The 16,747-nt window shown below is 40.1% G+C and carries 17 protein-coding genes; 8 read left to right on the top strand and 9 right to left on the bottom strand.

The annotated features are described in order from the left end of the window. The first annotated feature begins 82 nt into the window (after nt 1-82). Nucleotides 83-1,363, top strand: coding sequence for an MFS transporter (locus tag CLV96_RS16355; protein ID WP_004784940.1), 1,281 nt, complete (start codon nt 83-85; stop codon nt 1,361-1,363). Here the strand turns inward: CLV96_RS16355 and CLV96_RS16350 are convergent. Both CLV96_RS16350 and CLV96_RS16345 read right to left on the bottom strand, forming a co-directional pair. After that, a complete protein-coding gene (locus tag CLV96_RS16350) occupies nt 1,360-1,983 on the bottom strand; it encodes a hypothetical protein (RefSeq protein ID WP_004785194.1) in 624 nt (207 codons plus the stop codon). The two genes, CLV96_RS16355 and CLV96_RS16350, sit on opposite strands and share 4 nt — an antisense overlap. A gap of 122 nt (nt 1,984-2,105) precedes the next feature. Further along, nucleotides 2,106-3,263 (bottom strand): Lsa36 family surface (lipo)protein, encoded by a 1,158-nt coding sequence (locus CLV96_RS16345; RefSeq protein ID WP_004785919.1) that lies wholly within the window; start codon nt 3,261-3,263, stop codon nt 2,106-2,108. A gap of 108 nt (nt 3,264-3,371) precedes the next feature. Here CLV96_RS16345 and CLV96_RS16340 point away from each other — a divergent pair, with 108 nt between their 5' ends. The 3 genes from CLV96_RS16340 (at nt 3,372) to thiC (ending at nt 7,226) form a co-directional block, all read left to right on the top strand. Next, entirely contained in the window at nt 3,372-3,743 is a 372-nt protein-coding gene (locus CLV96_RS16340) for a PilZ domain-containing protein (protein WP_004786616.1), read from the top strand. Nucleotides 3,744-3,914: 171 nt separating this feature from the next. After that, nucleotides 3,915-5,432 carry a hypothetical protein gene (locus tag CLV96_RS16335; RefSeq protein WP_004784556.1) on the top strand — a complete coding sequence of 506 codons (1,518 nt, stop codon included), beginning with the start codon at nt 3,915-3,917 and terminating at the stop codon, nt 5,430-5,432. A 282-nt stretch (nt 5,433-5,714) separates the two neighbouring features. Continuing rightward, the gene (gene thiC, locus CLV96_RS16330; protein ID WP_004785437.1) at nt 5,715-7,226 is read left to right on the top strand and encodes a phosphomethylpyrimidine synthase ThiC; all 1,512 of its coding nucleotides are present in this window, start codon (nt 5,715-5,717) and stop codon (nt 7,224-7,226) included. 245 nt (nt 7,227-7,471) lie between these two features. Here the strand turns inward: thiC and CLV96_RS16325 are convergent, their stop codons facing one another. The 4 genes from CLV96_RS16325 to CLV96_RS16310 all read right to left on the bottom strand — a co-directional run bounded on the left by CLV96_RS16325 (nt 7,472) and on the right by CLV96_RS16310 (nt 12,020). After that, entirely contained in the window at nt 7,472-8,602 is a 1,131-nt protein-coding gene (locus CLV96_RS16325; protein ID WP_004787102.1) for an acyl-CoA dehydrogenase family protein, read from the bottom strand. Between the two features lie 51 nt (nt 8,603-8,653). Next, a complete protein-coding gene (locus CLV96_RS16320; RefSeq protein ID WP_004787527.1) occupies nt 8,654-10,807 on the bottom strand; it encodes a cAMP/cGMP-dependent 3',5'-cyclic-AMP/GMP phosphodiesterase in 2,154 nt (717 codons plus the stop codon). Nucleotides 10,808-10,825: 18 nt separating this feature from the next. Next, a complete protein-coding gene (trxA, locus tag CLV96_RS16315; protein ID WP_004786415.1) occupies nt 10,826-11,137 on the bottom strand; it encodes a thioredoxin in 312 nt (103 codons plus the stop codon). 73 nt (nt 11,138-11,210) lie between these two features. Continuing rightward, on the bottom strand, nt 11,211-12,020 hold the full coding sequence (locus CLV96_RS16310; RefSeq protein ID WP_004784823.1) for a hypothetical protein: 810 nt from the start codon (nt 12,018-12,020) through the stop codon (nt 11,211-11,213). Nucleotides 12,021-12,106: 86 nt separating this feature from the next. Here CLV96_RS16310 and CLV96_RS16305 point away from each other — a divergent pair, with 86 nt between their 5' ends. Further along, entirely contained in the window at nt 12,107-12,319 is a 213-nt protein-coding gene (locus CLV96_RS16305; protein WP_004787634.1) for a hypothetical protein, read from the top strand. Nucleotides 12,320-12,385: 66 nt separating this feature from the next. Here the strand turns inward: CLV96_RS16305 and CLV96_RS16300 are convergent, their stop codons facing one another. From CLV96_RS16300 to CLV96_RS16290, 3 genes are all read right to left on the bottom strand, one after another. Beyond that, complete coding sequence (locus CLV96_RS16300) at nt 12,386-13,240, bottom strand: hypothetical protein (protein WP_004786580.1); 855 nt, start codon at nt 13,238-13,240, stop codon at nt 12,386-12,388. A 65-nt stretch (nt 13,241-13,305) separates the two neighbouring features. After that, nucleotides 13,306-13,662, bottom strand: coding sequence for an aspartate 1-decarboxylase (gene panD / locus CLV96_RS16295; protein ID WP_004785828.1), 357 nt, complete (start codon nt 13,660-13,662; stop codon nt 13,306-13,308). Beyond that, complete coding sequence (locus CLV96_RS16290; RefSeq protein ID WP_004787699.1) at nt 13,659-14,192, bottom strand: type II toxin-antitoxin system antitoxin SocA domain-containing protein; 534 nt, start codon at nt 14,190-14,192, stop codon at nt 13,659-13,661. Before CLV96_RS16290 ends, panD begins: the two co-directional genes overlap by 4 nt. Between CLV96_RS16290 and lipB the strand changes: the two genes are divergently transcribed. The 3 genes from lipB to CLV96_RS16275 are packed head-to-tail and all read left to right on the top strand — an operon-like array spanning nt 14,175 to nt 16,742. Then, nucleotides 14,175-14,834, top strand: coding sequence for a lipoyl(octanoyl) transferase LipB (gene lipB, locus CLV96_RS16285; protein WP_004786762.1), 660 nt, complete (start codon nt 14,175-14,177; stop codon nt 14,832-14,834). The two genes, CLV96_RS16290 and lipB, sit on opposite strands and share 18 nt — an antisense overlap. 60 nt (nt 14,835-14,894) lie before the next feature. Beyond that, complete coding sequence (locus tag CLV96_RS16280; protein WP_004786375.1) at nt 14,895-15,875, top strand: LIC_12071 family protein; 981 nt, start codon at nt 14,895-14,897, stop codon at nt 15,873-15,875. Between the two features lie 3 nt (nt 15,876-15,878). Next, nucleotides 15,879-16,742: an STAS domain-containing protein gene (locus tag CLV96_RS16275; protein WP_004785292.1), complete on the top strand. Its 864-nt coding sequence runs from the start codon at nt 15,879-15,881 to the stop codon at nt 16,740-16,742. Nucleotides 16,743-16,747: the final 5 nt, after the last annotated feature.

The following is a 16,747-nucleotide window of genomic DNA, read 5'->3' as shown; positions in this document are numbered from 1 at the left end:
TTCGATTTTGTCCTGGAAATTTAAGAAAAAAGCCATAGAGATTTCTGTGGCTTTTTTTATTTGTTTTTGGAGAGTAGCCTAGATGAGTACGTCCCCAAAACGAATCAAATTCATTCTTTTCCTGATTGTTTTTACGGATATGATGGGTTTTTCCCTCCTGTTTCCTTTGTTCCCTAAGACCTTAGAATTCTTCTTATTAAAAGGTGATGATGCTTTGTTCAGAATGTTCTATTCCGCCGCAAATCTATTATCTTTTGGAGGAGATACAAAATACACCTTCGTCTTGTTTGGTGGAATTTTGGGAAGTATTTACAGCTTTTTACAGTTTATCGCAGCCCCGGTTTGGGGAAGACTTTCTGACCATTCAGGAAGACGAGCCATTTTACTTTTTACTACCCTAGGAAACACAATCGGTTATTTCCTTTGGTTGTTTTCTTCCCAGTTTTGGATGTTTGTCCTGAGTCGTGTGATGACTGGAATGATGGGGGGAAATTTGTCTGTTGCCTCTGCCGCAATGGCGGACCAAACAGATGAAAAATCAAGAGCAGCTGGAATGGGGTTTCTTGGAGCTGGGATTGGTCTTGGGTTTGTGATGGGTCCCCTCCTTGGTGGGATTAGTTCGCAGTGGACCCTTTTGGATTCCTTTTACAAAGAAGGATCCATGGTTGTGTTTCCCGCTTCTGCATTTTTTGCAATTCTTGTCTCTCTTCTTACTGTCATTTTAGTTTTTGTATTTTTACCGCACAACAAACCGGAAGTGGTTCTAGAAAAGGAAATCCACCCATTCCTCTCTTTGAAAAAAATCGAGTCACGAAATTTAGTCCGTATCTCTTTATTAAACTTACTATTCGTCCTTAGTTTTTCTGGATTTGAATTTGTTGTTAATTTTTTTCTTTCTGATACCTTTCAGTTTTCTCCCAAAGAGATTGGATTTACTTTTTTATACATCGGAATCATCATCATACTTGTGCAAGGTGGGGTGGTGCGTAGGTTGTCTGGAAAAATTTCAGAAAAACGGATTTCTCTTTATGGGGCGGTTTTTGTTGTGATCGGAATGGGCCTTCTTGTTTCCTTTGGAACAAATTTTCTTGGATTATTTGTTTCCTTATTCTTTTTGGCTTTTGGAAGTGCACTTGTGAATCCAGGACTATCTTCATTTGCATCACTCGAAAGTGGAAAAGGAGATTTGGGAAGATCTCTAGGGCTCTTTCGAAGTTTTGGTTCCCTCGGAAGAGCCGTATCTCCAGTCGTATTTTCTTTGTTATACTTTCAAAAAGGACCAAATCTGGCCTTCTTCGTATCCTTTGTCCTTCTTGTTGGATTTGGATTTTTACTGTTTACGCAAAAAGAAAAAACAACCTAAAGAAAAGATTCTAATTTGGCACGAAGCATGGGAAACATCAGTTTCTCATCCAACTTCTCTCCGGTAAGGGAAGTGCGGAGTAGAAAACTATCTCGGATTTTACCATCAAAACTATTGGCAGTAAAACTAATGATGTCGATTCCTAAATGAAAGAGAGATTCCGTTATTTGAAATAAAATTCCTGGAGTGTCTTTCATTCGCAAATCCATAACGGTAAAGTCAGAAGAAATGGGATTGTATAGTTTGAGTGTTGCTTCAGAATCTCCAATTTTACGAACCAGAACTTCTTCTTTTGCATTTTCTCTTAAATACATCGCAACCGTTTTCCCCTCATAAAAGAGTGAGTAAAGGTCTGTTCTGATTTGAGAGAGAAGTTCTTCTGTCATTTCTCCCCCGTCCCAACTGCGGATCACAAATAGGTCTTGGACATGCCCATCACTGGCGGTTTCTGCCACCGCTTCTAAAATATCCCAACGATGGTTGTATAGGACGGAAGTGACCCTGTAGAGGATTCCTAAATCATCTTGGGAAAGAGAAATTTTCAGTAGGGTTGTATCCTTTCTTGGAACACAAGACACATGTAGGATGGGTTTTTTGATTTCTTGTACAGTCTGTGCCATAAAGCTCTCCCTTAAAACCGGCATTTTGCTTAGAACGTAAACAATCGGTGGCCGGAATCTCCCGGGCCGGTTCTAAAACATCCGTTCTCTAAAGAAATTGCAAAAAAGATGCCAAGTATCTCTTAGAAAGAAAATTTTGCACCTACCATCACAGATTGGACATTTTGTGCGACAATGGCCTCAACCGTGAGTTTGGTGATGAGGGCGTTGATTTCAATTCCAGCGATTAGGAAGTTCGTTGTGTTGGGAGCTTGTGCTTTGCCACTCAAGTCCATGGTAAGAGTTCCAGTTTTGGTTTGTCCAAGAGCAGAGGCTGGGATGAGAGCGGCAATCTCTGGAGAAAGCGATGCAGAAATCGCAGCGGAGTCTAAGGCCAAGGTCAACGGACCAGAACGAGATAAATTGAGACTGGAACTTCCAAAGTTCATGGAAGCTCCAGCTCCTGCAAAGATCGTAAAGAAATAAAACATCCGAAATCCTGTACGAATGTCAAGAGGAACACTTGTTACCGTACTGGAGTAGTTGAAAGTTGTAGATCCTCCCCAAGTTCCAATTGCTGGGCCGAGTGTTAGGGATTGCGTTTTTTTATCATTATAAGTGACATCGATTTCTTGTCTTTGGTAGTGGAGTCCAAGCCCCATGGAGATCCCGGAAAATTCAAAAAGTCCAATTCCATCTGAATAGTTTTCTATGATATGAAATCGTAGGGTGAATCCACCGGTGGTAATGTCTCCACCAAGTTCCACGTTTTTATTTTGCGCTTCAACCGCCTTTTGGACATCCCCTTGTGCAAAATTGAATTTAAAACCATGTAAATACAAATTGAAGCGATGCAGGAAGGTTTTGAGTTCTGGCTCAGTGTCTGATGGGCCTCCTCCCATTAACCATCCCAAGTTTACCGCCACCACAAAGTTAGGTGCAAGGGATGCTCCCACGTTGGGAAGTTTTTGAAAACTTAGATTTTGATAAACCACATTGATGTCTTCTTTTTGTTGGCCGGCGACAGTCATTCCCGCTCCCACTTGGAACCTGTTCACGATGCCTGGGCCCATCAGTGAGGAGTTGATATTGGAAATCACAGCTGCTTCAGACATTGTCGCAAGGACTTTGTCTGTGTATTGGAGTTGGAGGGCTGTGTCTAAACTATTGATTTGTGATTGGATGGATGCGGGCAAAATGGTACAAGCATCCCCTGTACAGGTTACTTTTGCCTGGACAGAACCGTTTGGAATCAGGCCAAAACAAATGGTGCAAAAAAAGATACCAATACGGAATTTCATTTCGTCCCTAGTATACCAAATATCGGAGATTGGTCTATGCTTTCTTAACAAATGGAGCCCATTCTATTTCCTAGTTTACAGAGAAGAATTTGTAGAGAATATAGAAGCATGGCACCCATCCAAGAAAAACGGAAATATGTCCGAGTACAACCACTAGAAAAAGAACCAGTTGAAATCCATTTGATGGGGACAGCCCTCCTGGATGTCCTAAAAGCGAGTGACATAAGTATGGGAGGGGTCGGGGTCATTGCACCCAATCATTTTGACGAATGGGATATGAACGAAACGGTAGAAATCCTTGTCGCATTACCTGGCGATTTAGAAGACTTTTTAGCCCGCGGCGTGATCAAACAAATTGGTAAAAAATCAAAAGAAACCGGTCTTTATGGGGTTCAATTCACTGAAATTGGACCAAAAGGAAAACAAGACTTACAGGTTTATGTGAATCGTATGATCCGACAAGGCCGAGAGGTCAAATAGTCCAGACAAGGTCCCTAGGGGCCTGACGCTCAGTTGAATAAACCATTCGTAAAACTCGAATGTTTCGTCTCACTTATTGATTCCCTAAATTATTGTTAGAATCGTTCTAATAATAATGATTTACAGTTAGATCTGAATGTTAGTATATATGAATGTTCGGGGGGTTGTTGTATGGCAATATTTCGACTATCAGGTGTTTCTCGGTTAGACCAACTCAAAATATACACACCGATTTTTCTGCAGTCTCTAGAAGATTCTCATAAACGAGAATTGATGATTACAGACCAAGCATCCAAAATACTTTCCACACTTAGAAAACTTTGTGTACCCGATTTGAACCAAAGTTATTTTGCCTTCCAATTAAACGTAGATTCTATAAAAGAAAATGAATTGAAAGTGTATGGAAAGGCCATGATTACGCTGATACAGAATTTATTAGACAATCATTTAGCGATGCCAATTTTTTATTTAACAAGAGTTGAAGACGTTGAAACTGCAAATTTAGTTCCATCCTTTTCCTCAATGATTGGACCGATCCAAGTGGAACTAGCCATTGTGTCTTATTCTGGTGATAGGTTCGAAGAAAAGTATGCATTAGCCTTTAATGCAATTGCAGCAAGATCCTTTGTAAATCTTCAAAACTTTTTAGTAGATAATTATAAGTGGGAAACTTCTGATTTTTATCAAATTCAGGAAGAAGTCTTAAATTCCAAACCATATTCTATCATTCGTCAATTATTAGAGGAATTTGAAACTCCATTTGGTATTGATTTGAAATTCAAAGAAGAGTTGATTGATTATTTGGAACAAGGGTTTCTTAATTCTGAAATTTATTTTTTCCTACCTTTTGTTGGTTGGATTTATTTTGATACAACTGACCCAATTCAAAAGGAAGGTGAATATTCCCCTTTTTTTGAACAAAAGATCGTTCCTAAACTTTTAGAACTAGAACCAAGTTTAAAAGAACCTTATGATTTAATGAAAACCAAACTTTCTGAAACTAAGTTTGATGAACTTCGAAATAAAACTTATTTACCTCAAATTGAATTTGCCGAAACCGTAGGATCGATTCTTTTTAACGAGTTTACTCCGATTTTGGAGTTTGTTAAAATCTATCATTTGCTTTGTTTGAAAGCAGAGAAAATCGCAGAGGAAAAAGCCGAAAGGGAAGCCAAACAACATTTTGATATTTTATATACGATGATGAAAATGGGAGATAATTTTATCAGTCGCTTCTTGCTGATTGGTCAAACTTTGTATTCCGGTAGAGACCGTGTCATAGAGGCATTGAAAAGTGCTGATGATGTGATGCATTATGAATATTATTTTAATTCAACATTCTATTGGGTTTTTCTTTCGAAAGATATCGGGTCTGCTATTATTGTTTTAGATAAGATCATCGATCAATACTATGAAGGAGATCATACTCTTTATATATTTGAACTATTAATGGAAAAATATCCAGATGTCAAAAAGAGTTTTTTAACCAATCGAAAGTTTAAAACGTTATATAAAGCTGCAAAAAATAAAGTATACTGGAAACAGGTTTCACTGATCCATCGGTTGATACGCTTTTTTATTGGGGAAGAATTCCCGGCCGAATGGGAAAAGAACATTCTATCTAAAATCAAATACAGTCAGATGAAAGCAAAGTATCTTCCTCGGACCAATAAAACGAAAGCCAATTGAATTCTACTAAATTTAAAATATTGGCTTGCCAAAATAAACTTTCTCTTTCATTTAAGATATAACCGTTAGGGGTGCTATTTCCTTCGCTTTGAAAAGATTAGAGCAGGGGGTTGGCTGAGAAATACCCTTTTAAACCTGATCCTGGTAATGCTTGCGAAGGGAAACGAGAAAAAGCTAAAATCTATGTTAGGTGTCAATCCCTTCAGTTTTTAGATTTGAGACATCCTTTTCCTTTTTGTTAGTTCGTTCCATTGGGTCGGTTCCGGCTAAGGAAAACTCATCATGGAAACAAACTCCACACATCCCATCAGCATTCCAGAAACGACCATTACCCTTTCTAACAATACAAAGTTTCAAGCTTACCGAACGGAAGGTATGTTTTGTATCCATGAAAACGAGTACGATTATAAAAAAGGCATTCCGAAATTAAGAAAGGATTGGATCAAAACCAGAGAATCGAGAGGCGATCAGAATTTTTCCCAACTCTATTATGCCAAAAGAGATATCATCACAGAAGAAATGATGTATGTAGCAAAAAGGGAGGGAATGAGTCCTGAATTTGTTTTGAATGAGGTGAAAATTGGTCGAGCGATTATCCCATCAAACAAACGTCATACGGAACTTGCGCCGATGATCATTGGTAAAAAGTTCCTTGTGAAAATTAACGCCAATATTGGGAATTCGGCTATCTTATCATCTATCGAAGATGAAGTGGAAAAACTCAGGTGGTCCTTACATTGGGGAGCAGACACGGTGATGGATTTGTCTACCGGAAAAAATATCCATGAAACCAGAGAATGGATCATCCGAAACTCTCCCGTTCCGATTGGAACCGTTCCTCTCTACCAAACTTTGGAAAAGGTAAAAGGAAAAGTAGAGGATTTAAACATCAATGTATTTTTAGAAACTTTAGAAGAACAAGCCGAACAAGGTGTTGATTATTTTACCATCCATGCTGGTGTCCTTCGTGATTATATCCACTTAACAGACAAACGAATCACAGGGATTGTGTCTCGGGGTGGTTCCATCCTTGCAAAGTGGTGTAACCACCATAAAAAAGAAAACTTTCTCTATGAACATTTTGATGCAATCTCAAAGGTTATGCAAAAATACGGAGTTTCCTATTCTTTGGGAGATGGACTCAGGCCCGGTTGTATCAATGATGCCAATGATGAAGCTCAGTTTGCGGAACTAAAGACCTTGGGGGAACTGACAAAACGTGCATGGGCCGATGATGTCCAGGTAATGGTAGAAGGCCCGGGCCACGTTCCCATGCATCTCATCCAGGAAAATGTTCGTCTCCAAGAAGAGATTTGTATGGAAGCACCTTTTTATACACTCGGGCCTCTTGTCACAGACATTGCTCCTGGATATGATCATATCACCTCTGCCATTGGAGCTGCGATGATCGCTTGGTACGGGACAGCTATGCTCTGTTATGTGACGCCAAAAGAACATTTAGGACTTCCGAACAAACAAGATGTAAAGGATGGGGTGATCGCTTATAAAATTGCAGCACATGCTGCCGATCTTGCCAAAGGCCATCCTGGTGCCAAAGAAAGGGATGATTTACTGAGTAAGGCTCGTTTTGAATTTCGATGGGAAGATCAATTTGCACTTTCCCTTGATCCAGAACTCGCACGTTCCTATCATGATGAATCCCTTCCACAAGATGGAATGAAAAAAGCCCATTTTTGTTCGATGTGTGGACCTCATTTTTGCTCCATGCGTCTCACAACGGATTTACGAAAGGAAACACAAGAAGTAGGTGCGGTAGACGGCTCTGAAGTTTAGTTAGAATCGTTCATATTCATAGGTTATATCATTTTTGTGATTTGCACAATGAGTATTTCGATTCGTAAATAAGATACGGTTCTTGACTGGTTTTGGTTTCAGGTTTCAATAAAGACAAAGACTGATCTCGTTGTGAATCCAAAGGGTCGATCGTAAACGAAAAAACCCGGCCAAATGTGCCGGGTTTTTCATAAGAGTTTTTGAATCTAAGTTTTGAAAATGGAAACTCATGGGTCTGCTTGAAACTAAAGTCCCAAACTGCGTCCAATGATTTCTTTCATAATCTCAGTCGTTCCTGCATAGATGGTTTGGATCCTTGCATCGAGGTAAGCTCTTGCAATTGGGTATTCCATCATATAACCGTATCCACCAAAGAATTGTAAACATTCATCAGTATGGCGTTTTTGCATCTCTGTTGTGTACCATTTACACATAGACGCTTCGGCAGTTGTATTTTCGCCTTTCATATGTTCCATGACCACTTTGTCGCAGAACACTTGTGCCATTTCTAGTTCCGTTGCCATTTCCGCCATTTTGAATTTTGTATTTTGGAAAGAGCCGATTTTTTGTCCGAAGGCTTTTCTTTCCTTGATGTATTGTAGGGTTAAGGATTGGACAAGCCTTGTTGCTTCGACTGCAGCCACAGAAAGAACCAATCGTTCTTGTGCTAGTTTTTGCATTAGGTAACGAAAACCTTGTCCTTGTTTACCGATGAGGTTTGTTTTCGGAACAATCACATCATTGAAGTACAGTTCAGAAGTGTCTTGGGCTTTGAGTCCGATTTTATCTAAGTTACGTCCTCTTTCAAAACCTTTCATTCCTTCTTCAATCATCACAAGGGAAATGGTTCCGTTGTCGTGTTTGACGGCAGTGATGATGAGGTCAGCGAGTTGTCCATTGGAGATAAATGTCTTTTGTCCATTCACAACAAAGTGATCACCTTTGTCGATGGCACTGGTTCGTAAGGATTTAAGATCAGACCCGGCTCCAGGTTCTGTCATTGCAACAGCAAGGATGGATTCACCGGAAGCACATTTAGGCAGCCAACGTTTCTTTTGTTCATCACTGGCATACGTTGAGATATAAGGGGCAATCACGTCATTATGGAGGGAGATAAAAAATCCGCTATTTCCTACGCGAGAAGATTCTTCGATGATAATGATGTTATAAAGAAAGTCGGCACCAGAGCCACCGTATTCTGTGGGGACATCGGGACAAAGTAGGCCGTTTTCGCCTGCCTTTCTCCAGACTTCTTTGGGTACGATATGATTTTTTTCCCATTCTTCGTGGTGTGGTTTTACTTCTGTTTCAAAAAATTTCCGAGCCATCTCGCGGAATTGATGGTGTTCTTCAGTAAAGGGGAGGATACGCTCCATATGATTTGTGACTCCTTGATATGGAAATGTTACAAAAATGGCGAATTGAGGTCAATTATAAACAGTGTTCAGCTTCATGTAGACACCCGGATTTTTCTTAATGTACTGGATGGCATCTTCTTCTGAAAGGACATAGAGTTCCGTTCCCGGCCAGGCCACAAAGCTGAAATTGGAAGGAAGGTTTTTGGTGAGGGAGTAGATTTCCCCAACAAAGTCTCCCGCACCCAGTTCCCGAATGGTTTTGTGGTTTTGCATGACCACAACCGTTCCCGATCTTACGATAAAGGCATTGTGAAAGGTTTGGCCTTCTTCGATGAGGGCTGCTTCTTTTTTTACTGTTTCCAGTTTGAGAATGAGTTCGAGTTGGGTGACTTGGTAGCTTGTGAGCCCACGGAAGGTTTGAGATTCTGTGAGGGTTTTCCAAGTATTGGTTTCACGGATGCTATTCAATTTGGTGAGGTTTTCGTGGAGTTTGGATCCACGAATGAACTGGAAAAATCTGGTTTTTTCAATTGTGAGGGCGAGGACATCGGTTTCCGCATATACATCGGCTTGGCGAGCCGTATCCAAAATTAGGGAAGCTTCCCCAAAGTATTCATAGGTTCCATATCGTTTAACAGCCGTTGGATCACCTGATAGTCCTTCAAAACGGACATTCCCTGAAGCAATGATAAAGAACCGGTCTCCATGGGTTCCTTTTTTAATGATTTGTTCCCCACGTCGAAATTTTTCTTCTTTTACAATTTGTAAAAATTCTTTGGCCTTCTCGATTGGGAATCCCGAAAAAATATCTATTTGTGAAAGTATTTCTAAAAGTTGAAAAGCCTCTTGGTGTTTTGGGGGAGTGATTTCCGGATATAAAGTATTTTCAATTCCAAACTTAGCAAGTGTTAAGTTGGTTCCTTCAGGCATATCTTTGGCTGCAATATGATAGACTGTAATTCGTTTTTGCACTTCTTCCGGAAGGGAAGCAAGGTAACTAATCTTGGTATGAAGGGGAGGAACACCGGCTTCGTGATAAATGATTTTACGATCCCAAGGGAAGTCTTTTAGAAATTGGTATCTCGTTTCAGGAAATACCCCTTTTTTGTACATTTCTTCCAATGCCTCCGGATCATTTAAATGATCAGAAGTATAATAAAAAGACTGGTCTTGGAAAAAGAATTCGAATCCCACAGAAGGAATGGAATGGAGTGCGTAATGAAAATAAAATTCACCACCGTTGATGATGGTCGGCCTTCCAATGACAACGGGAATAAAATCAAATAGGTCTGTGATTTCTCTTCGCGGAATCTTTGTTAGACTGCAATATTTTTTGAGAAAGGATTCCATCACTGTGGCAGTTGCATAAATCGTAATTTTAGATTCTTCTAAAATCTTTTGGAATGTTCCTGCATCATGGTCGGCATGGCAGTGGGTGAGGATGATGGAGTTGATAAACTTAGGATTGACATTGGATTCCCGTAACCACTCGGTGGAATTGACAGGTGGGTCCACCATAATCCCTTGGCCATTCAGCCAAATGATAAATCCAGAAGTATTGTCTGTGGGATCAAAACCGTGCGAGGGACCTAGGCAAGTGATTCCTATGAGAGGTGGTTGGAAAGGTTCTTCTAACCTTTTTCCGATATCATACTTCACATGAAAGTCAACTTCACCTGGAGTTTTGATATGTTTTTCTCCATCAACAATTAGAAATTCATTGGAGGGAAGTTGTTCAATTGTGATTTTCCCAAACTTGGCTTTATGATTTTCATCAAAGAGAACAAACTCAACCACTTCCTCCATAGTTTTGTAACTACGGAAATGTGCCATCTCGGCTTTGATGTCAGGGAAACCAAAACTCATCGTTCCATCAATAAACTCAGAAGCTAGGTTGAGTTCCTGTGGTCCCATAAGGGATTCCCCGAGAACAATGGTTAGCTGTTCTTTTTGTTCGGGAGAACATACGATAAAGGTTTTTTTTCCGCCGCGAAAGAAGAAGTTAAAGTAAATGGGGAATTCTAACTCCGCTATGGAGATCCCTTTTTCGACATGAAAGAACTTATTGGGAAGGACAAACACCAACGGGGTTTTCTTTTCGAGCCCCATGGTGTCTTTAATTGTTTCCGGAGGGGATCCAATTTGGATGTACCCTTCGGATGTATCGACTAAATATCCCCCTCTAGGGAGAGCGGTAAAACCATTCGGTTCAGAACTGACCATTAGGGGATAATTTATTTCCTACTTGTGATTTTCTATAAATTTTTTAATTTGTGGTTTTGGTAAAGCACCAATTGCTTTATCTACTAAAACTCCGTCTTTATAGAGAAGAAGGGTAGGGATGGACTGGATTCCCAATTCCTGAGCCGTCTTCTGATTGAAATCAACATTTAACTTAGTAATTTTGATATCAGCCATTTCTTGTGATAATTCATCAAGAACAGGAGCCACCATGCGACAAGGTCCACACCATTCCGCCCAACAATCCACGAGTACAACGCCCTTAGCAGTCTCTGCTTTGAAATTGGCGTCTGTGACTTCCGTTAGTGCCATATTTCGAAATCTCCTTTTGAAAAGTATTGCCCTTTCTATAAACTAGACTGGGGATTCTGGGGAAAAACGTCGATTATTGTTTCTTTTTTTTCTTTTTATCGTCCGATTCGAGATCGGTAATCTTTTGTTGGAAGGACTCAATGAGTGTTTTTGTTTTTTCCAAATCCTCATTTTCGCCAGTAATTTGGAAAATTTTGCGGTTCATCTCTAACATTTCTACAGAATGTTTCAAATCTGTGGAATCTTGTGTAGACATTTCAAATTTTGTCCTATAATCCTGGGCTGCTTGGTTAGCAAGTTCAATGACAAGATTGAAGTGTTCTTTGCGGATGTAGTAATACGGATTTTCTAAATCTTGTTCCCTTTCATAGGCAATGAAGTCAAAAAGATTCTTTGTACAAGCAGCCACTCGAAAGTTGATGTCTGGCCAAGACCATTTCCATTTGGAATTGGTTCCAAATGCTGTGATCGTCTTTTTCATGGCTTGGAGAAGGCCTTTGATTAGGTTGAGTCTTTGTGTGGGAGTAAACCTTTCAATCTTTGCCAATTGTTCTTTGTTTTCGGAAAGGGAACCGTCCACGTTATTTCCCACAGTTTTTTCGATATAGGAAATACAGTTATAAATTTCCTTTCTAGCTGTTTCTAAATAGTTGTTATTATTGATTTCTAAGATGGCAGTGGAAAGTTCATTAATCACAATACAGGTGTTAATTGTTTTGATGGAGTTAATCGCTAAAGAAAGATTAAAATAAGGTTCCATGTCCTTACTTTTTTTGGCTTGGACTTTGTATATATTCGCCTCTTTTTTCAGCTCTTCTAGGTAGTTTTTGAAATCTACCAGTTTGTCGTTGAAATCAGCCTTTTTTTCCTTTGTGATCGCCATGGTCTGGTATCATTTTCGGCAGATCCGAGTGGATTTGTCCATAAAAAACGTCGACCCGGCGGGTATCCTAACGAAACTGGAGCAGAATGGAAAATTCTCCAAGGAAACAAAGGGATCTACTCGATCTCCTCGACACCTATAAATACATGAACCAGGCAATTTTCTGGGATTTTTTGGATTTGGACGGTCGTTGGGATTTTGCGAATGGTTGGTTGCATTTGAACCATCCGGAAGACGAGTGGAGGGTAAGGGCTTCGGAACAATTTCCCCCCATCCGCCCGGAAGGCACTGACCACTAAAAATCCAAATGGATTTCTAAAGGCCAGTTGTCGGAATCCAAGACCAAACCTGGTCTTGGAAAAAACTTAATAAGTAATCTTTAAGTCAGAGATATCAATGAACTTTCTAAAAAGAAGGCTGTTGGTTGGTTTTTTTGTATCAAAAACCAAAACTGCTACTTTGTTGAAAGAAAGGAAGTTCGGACGGTATTGTGTGTAGTGGTGGCTTGTGATCGTCGTACGATACTTGTTATTGTAGATTGTATATGTATGTTTGGGAAGAGTTTCATGCACTTGGCGTTTTTTCTCATCCTCTGTTTGTGCCACATAATTATACACTACTTGTTTGTCTTTGGAAGGACCTGTTTCTCCAAAGAGAGTGAATGGAAGTGCTTTTGCGTTGTTTTTGCATAGGTAATCCACGACTTCTGTAAACGTTGGCTCTGGCATTTCTGCTTCAAATCCTGCGTAATGGCGTTTTTCTACTTCTGCTTTTTTCTTTGCGTATGTTTCTTCACCCCAAATTTCTTTGGCAGTCACTGGCGTAGGCATTACATTGGAAAAGTATAAAGTTCTTTCATCCTTTTCTGGATCTGCTTTTCTCCAAGCTGGGTAGGGGATGAGTTTTCTTTCATCTGGATTGGAACGGTCTCCTTCAAATCCAGCAAGAACATAGATCGCATATTCTTGGTTATCTGGAACTCTAGATTCTAATTCCACTTGGACATCTAAAAATTCGCCTTTTCCTGTATCAGCATGTCGCCTAACAAAGTTTACACCTTTAAGGCGAATCCTTGTATCATACATAGAGAGAGGATACAAGTCACGGTTGTCTTTGGAAGAGGCAACGGCGTTTTGTGTCCCTTGGGTATTCCCCGATTCTTGGGCAAAGAGAGCACAAGTGAGCAGGGTGAATGAAATGGCAAATATTGTTTTGTTCATGTTCCGACTACCAATTTGGTTTATACAGATAGTATCGAAGAAAAGCCTTGGAAAAATTAGGGAAATTAGGCTTTTTTCGGGCGATTGTTCTCATCCACGAAGACCACTTTTGGTTTGTAATCTGCTGGAAGGTCTTTTTCATCCACCTGACCATAGGTGATGATGATGACTTTGTCCCCTTTCATTCCAAGCCTTGCCGCTGCCCCATTCAAACAAATGGTTCCAGAACCCCGTTCTCCTACAATCAGGTAGGTTTCGAACCGTGCTCCGTTATTGACGTTCACTACGCTTACTTGTTCATAGGGCTTCATTCCGGCCAAATCCATAAGGTCTTGGTCTACGGTGAGGCTACCTTCGTAGTGGAGTTCCGCCTCAGTGACGACGGCTCTATGGACTTTGCCTTTGCAAACAGTGATGATCATTCTGACCTCTCAAATAAAACTCTAAACATTTTGCCTGATAGATTCAAAAGGCTTTTTTGTACAAGAACATGGATTTTCGTATTGATCCTTTCCACAGAAAAGGGAATGGCATCGAAAAGCGGTGTGACTACATAGTTTTCATATAAATTGGGATAATGGCGGTTTTCATCCACCACTCGGCCACGGAAGGCTTCTACCACTTTCATCATCACTCGTTTGTCTTCCCGAGAAAGGACGAGGCCTTCCATTGGTTTTAAGAACCGCAAGGTGAACCCTTGGATTCCATTTCCTTCAATTTTGGGAATGGCATCGATATGGCCTTTTTCTTTCAAAAATAAAAGTGCTTCGTTCAGTTTGACGGGGTAAGGGGAGTCTTCTAAGTGGATATAGTCTCCTCTTGTGATCATCTCCGCATGTTTTTGGAAATGAACACCATCCGAATAGTAGAGCAATTTCGCCAAATCCAGGCGGGCTCTCCCATTGGGTGATTTTTCGAGGATCCAAAGGATCGCATGACAAAGTTTCTCCATCGAAAAGGACTTCCTTCCTACCTATTTCCTTCGATTGTTTCGTACACAAGATACGTGAAATTCCAGGAAAATTCCAGGAAAAATCGAAGGGAATCCATGCTCTTTTTAGAACACAGACCATGTTTGACAGGGGGCATAGGTGCGAAAGCGGAAAATCTTTTAGTTTCGCCCGCTATCCTTTCCTCCCTTGGGGTGGAGCTTGTCACTTTGTCTCGAGGAGGGGATTTTACCGCCCATGAACCGGGACAAATTGTTGGATACCTTCATATTGATTTGAAAAAACGAAATATAAGTTTGGGTGAATTTTTACGGATCTTAAACCAAAGTTTGGTGGCTTCGATTCAGAAAACCTGGGATCTGTCTGTGGAAGAAAACCCCAAATCACCAGGCCTTTATACAATAGAAGAACCCAAACGAAAATTGGTTTCGGAAGGGATCTATGCTAAGTCCTATTTCACAAGCTTCGGGTTCGCATTGAATGGTTTGAACAATCTTTCTACCTTTTCTCTCATCAATCCTTGTGGAGCAAAGTCAGAGGACATGACCTCCCTTCTCCGGTTGGGAAAAGATAAGGATTTCCCGAAGAAAAGAAAGGAGTTTGTCCTAAATTTTACGCAAACATTCATAGACCAACTCCCTTAAATTCCTTTGTATTTTCCTCTGTAAATCTTGAGATTTGGCCGAAAGGTATAAAGGGGATCTATGAAATATTCACGTTTTTTTCTGTCCTTTATTCTTTTCTTTTTCCTCTGTGAAACCTTGGCACTCAGTGCAGTGGTTTGGACTTTTTATGAATCTTTGCAAAATGCTCTCACCCAAGAACAGTTTGTTTCTGATCATAGAGCTCGCGACTTAACCTTGGCACTTGCAAAAAGTTCAGAACAAAGACTGCAGAACGAAGGTTATGTGGAACTTGAAAAAATGTTTCACCGTTATGTGGAACAATCCAAAAATGATCCGGAAGAGTTTCGAATTCAAAAGATTAGTTTGTATTCTAGTGATGCCACTCTTCTTGTCTCCACTGATACCATTTACACCCCTGAGGAATTAAAAAAAAGAAAACCGGATGAGGATCTACTCCATTCCACCTTTTTCAAAAAAGGAATTCGGATGAAAAAATGGGAATGGTCAGAACCAGAAAACGGAGAGAATCCCGTTTTAAATTCCAAACGAGATCCGAAAGTTCGGTCTGGATTTGAATGGGTTCTTTCTTATTTGCCACTTGCCAAATCCAATACAGTAAGACTTACTTCTCCTCTGTACAAACCTGGAACACTCGATGTAACGGGCCTTGTGATTTTAGTGTATGAAAGAGGGAACTTAGGTTTACTCTTCGAAAACCAATGGAAACTAGTGGAATGGATGGTTTTTAATTATGTTGTATTTGCTTTCGTTGTCAGTTTGGCTTTAACAGGTGCTTTTGTGGTCTATACAATGTTAGTTGCAAGAGATTCTTTTGTAACCCCAAAAGAATCTTCGAACCTTCCTTTATTTGAGAAAAAAACAGTCGAAAGAAAAGTATCGGAAATGGAACCGGTTGTGGATTTAACAGAGAACTCAGGTCAGGTGACTGCTGCTACCGAAGAGAGTGGTGTTGAAATTTTGTCCGAAGGACCTCTTGTTTCTAATGTTTCTCCAGATTCCCGCCAAACACCGATTCGCGATGCGATCTTTTTAGGATAGATTATGGAACCAAAAGACAAAGTATTTTCCATTCAGTTGAAAGGTGGTTTGGATGGAACCAGTGCCGAAGATTTTTATCGTTATTTCGAATCGCAACTGAATAAGGGGTATCGAAAGTTTTTATTTCAATTTGGTGCATTGGATTTTATCACATCCAATGGAATCAGTGTATTGGTTAAAATTCATAAACAAACCAGAAAACTGGGCGCAGTGTATTCTATTTACGGAGTGAAACAAGAAGTTGAAGATGTACTTGGCCTTGTGGGACTTTTTGATAAATTGCCGATCTTTCGTGACCATACCCAAGCGGAGTCTTTTTTGTTACGGGCCGAACTCAGACGTTCAGAACCTACTGAAACAAAATCTTCCGATTCGGAAACAAAGATTAGTCCCATATCTTTAAATGAAGAAAATAAAATTCGATTTTATTTTACCGGAAAATCCAAGGGCAGTGATCCTTCCACTGGTCCAAAAGAACCGATTTCTCAGTTGGAATCCATTCCAGAAGTGGAAGAAAATCAGAATATTTCACAAAAAAGTTCTTCTCCTATGGAATCGTTATTAGAAGAGAAACTCAATAGCCTTCGGTTGGAAATTAAAGACACTCTCAATCACGAGTTAGAAAGACGATTTGCTGTTTATAAAACAAATCCCGAAATCCAAGAAAAACCAATCACAATCCCAAGTTACATCCAATCGAAAACAAAACAATTGGAAGCAGTGGAACGTATCATCCAATGCGAAGTTTGTGGGACAAGATTACGAATCCAAAAATTTGGAAAACATGAATGTCCCGGATGTTCCACTCAGTTCCAAATGAGTCCAAGTGGTTCCATCCGTTTTCTTGAAAAATTGAATCCCATCTAAAACCT

It is taken from the genome of Leptospira meyeri, from assembly GCF_004368965.1.
GTDB classification, from domain to species: domain Bacteria; phylum Spirochaetota; class Leptospiria; order Leptospirales; family Leptospiraceae; genus Leptospira_A; species Leptospira_A meyeri.
This window is presented reverse-complemented; position numbering and strand designations above follow the sequence as displayed.

What these genes read in the sequence shown, in the direction of transcription:
- CLV96_RS16355 (WP_004784940.1), top strand. Translation starts at nt 83, where the DNA reads ATGAGTACGTCCCCAAAACGAATCAAATTCATTCTTTTCCTGATTGTT.
- CLV96_RS16350 (WP_004785194.1), bottom strand. Translation starts at nt 1,983, where the DNA reads ATGGCACAGACTGTACAAGAAATCAAAAAACCCATCCTACATGTGTCT.
- CLV96_RS16345 (WP_004785919.1), bottom strand. Translation starts at nt 3,263, where the DNA reads ATGAAATTCCGTATTGGTATCTTTTTTTGCACCATTTGTTTTGGCCTG.
- CLV96_RS16340 (WP_004786616.1), top strand. Translation starts at nt 3,372, where the DNA reads ATGGCACCCATCCAAGAAAAACGGAAATATGTCCGAGTACAACCACTA.
- CLV96_RS16335 (WP_004784556.1), top strand. Translation starts at nt 3,915, where the DNA reads ATGGCAATATTTCGACTATCAGGTGTTTCTCGGTTAGACCAACTCAAA.
- thiC (WP_004785437.1), top strand. Translation starts at nt 5,715, where the DNA reads ATGGAAACAAACTCCACACATCCCATCAGCATTCCAGAAACGACCATT.
- CLV96_RS16325 (WP_004787102.1), bottom strand. Translation starts at nt 8,602, where the DNA reads ATGGAGCGTATCCTCCCCTTTACTGAAGAACACCATCAATTCCGCGAG.
- CLV96_RS16320 (WP_004787527.1), bottom strand. Translation starts at nt 10,807, where the DNA reads ATGGTCAGTTCTGAACCGAATGGTTTTACCGCTCTCCCTAGAGGGGGA.
- trxA (WP_004786415.1), bottom strand. Translation starts at nt 11,137, where the DNA reads ATGGCACTAACGGAAGTCACAGACGCCAATTTCAAAGCAGAGACTGCT.
- CLV96_RS16310 (WP_004784823.1), bottom strand. Translation starts at nt 12,020, where the DNA reads ATGGCGATCACAAAGGAAAAAAAGGCTGATTTCAACGACAAACTGGTA.
- CLV96_RS16305 (WP_004787634.1), top strand. Translation starts at nt 12,107, where the DNA reads ATGGAAAATTCTCCAAGGAAACAAAGGGATCTACTCGATCTCCTCGAC.
- CLV96_RS16300 (WP_004786580.1), bottom strand. Translation starts at nt 13,240, where the DNA reads ATGAACAAAACAATATTTGCCATTTCATTCACCCTGCTCACTTGTGCT.
- panD (WP_004785828.1), bottom strand. Translation starts at nt 13,662, where the DNA reads ATGATCATCACTGTTTGCAAAGGCAAAGTCCATAGAGCCGTCGTCACT.
- lipB (WP_004786762.1), top strand. Translation starts at nt 14,175, where the DNA reads ATGACAAAGTTTCTCCATCGAAAAGGACTTCCTTCCTACCTATTTCCT.
- CLV96_RS16290 (WP_004787699.1), bottom strand. Translation starts at nt 14,192, where the DNA reads ATGGAGAAACTTTGTCATGCGATCCTTTGGATCCTCGAAAAATCACCC.
- CLV96_RS16280 (WP_004786375.1), top strand. Translation starts at nt 14,895, where the DNA reads ATGAAATATTCACGTTTTTTTCTGTCCTTTATTCTTTTCTTTTTCCTC.
- CLV96_RS16275 (WP_004785292.1), top strand. Translation starts at nt 15,879, where the DNA reads ATGGAACCAAAAGACAAAGTATTTTCCATTCAGTTGAAAGGTGGTTTG.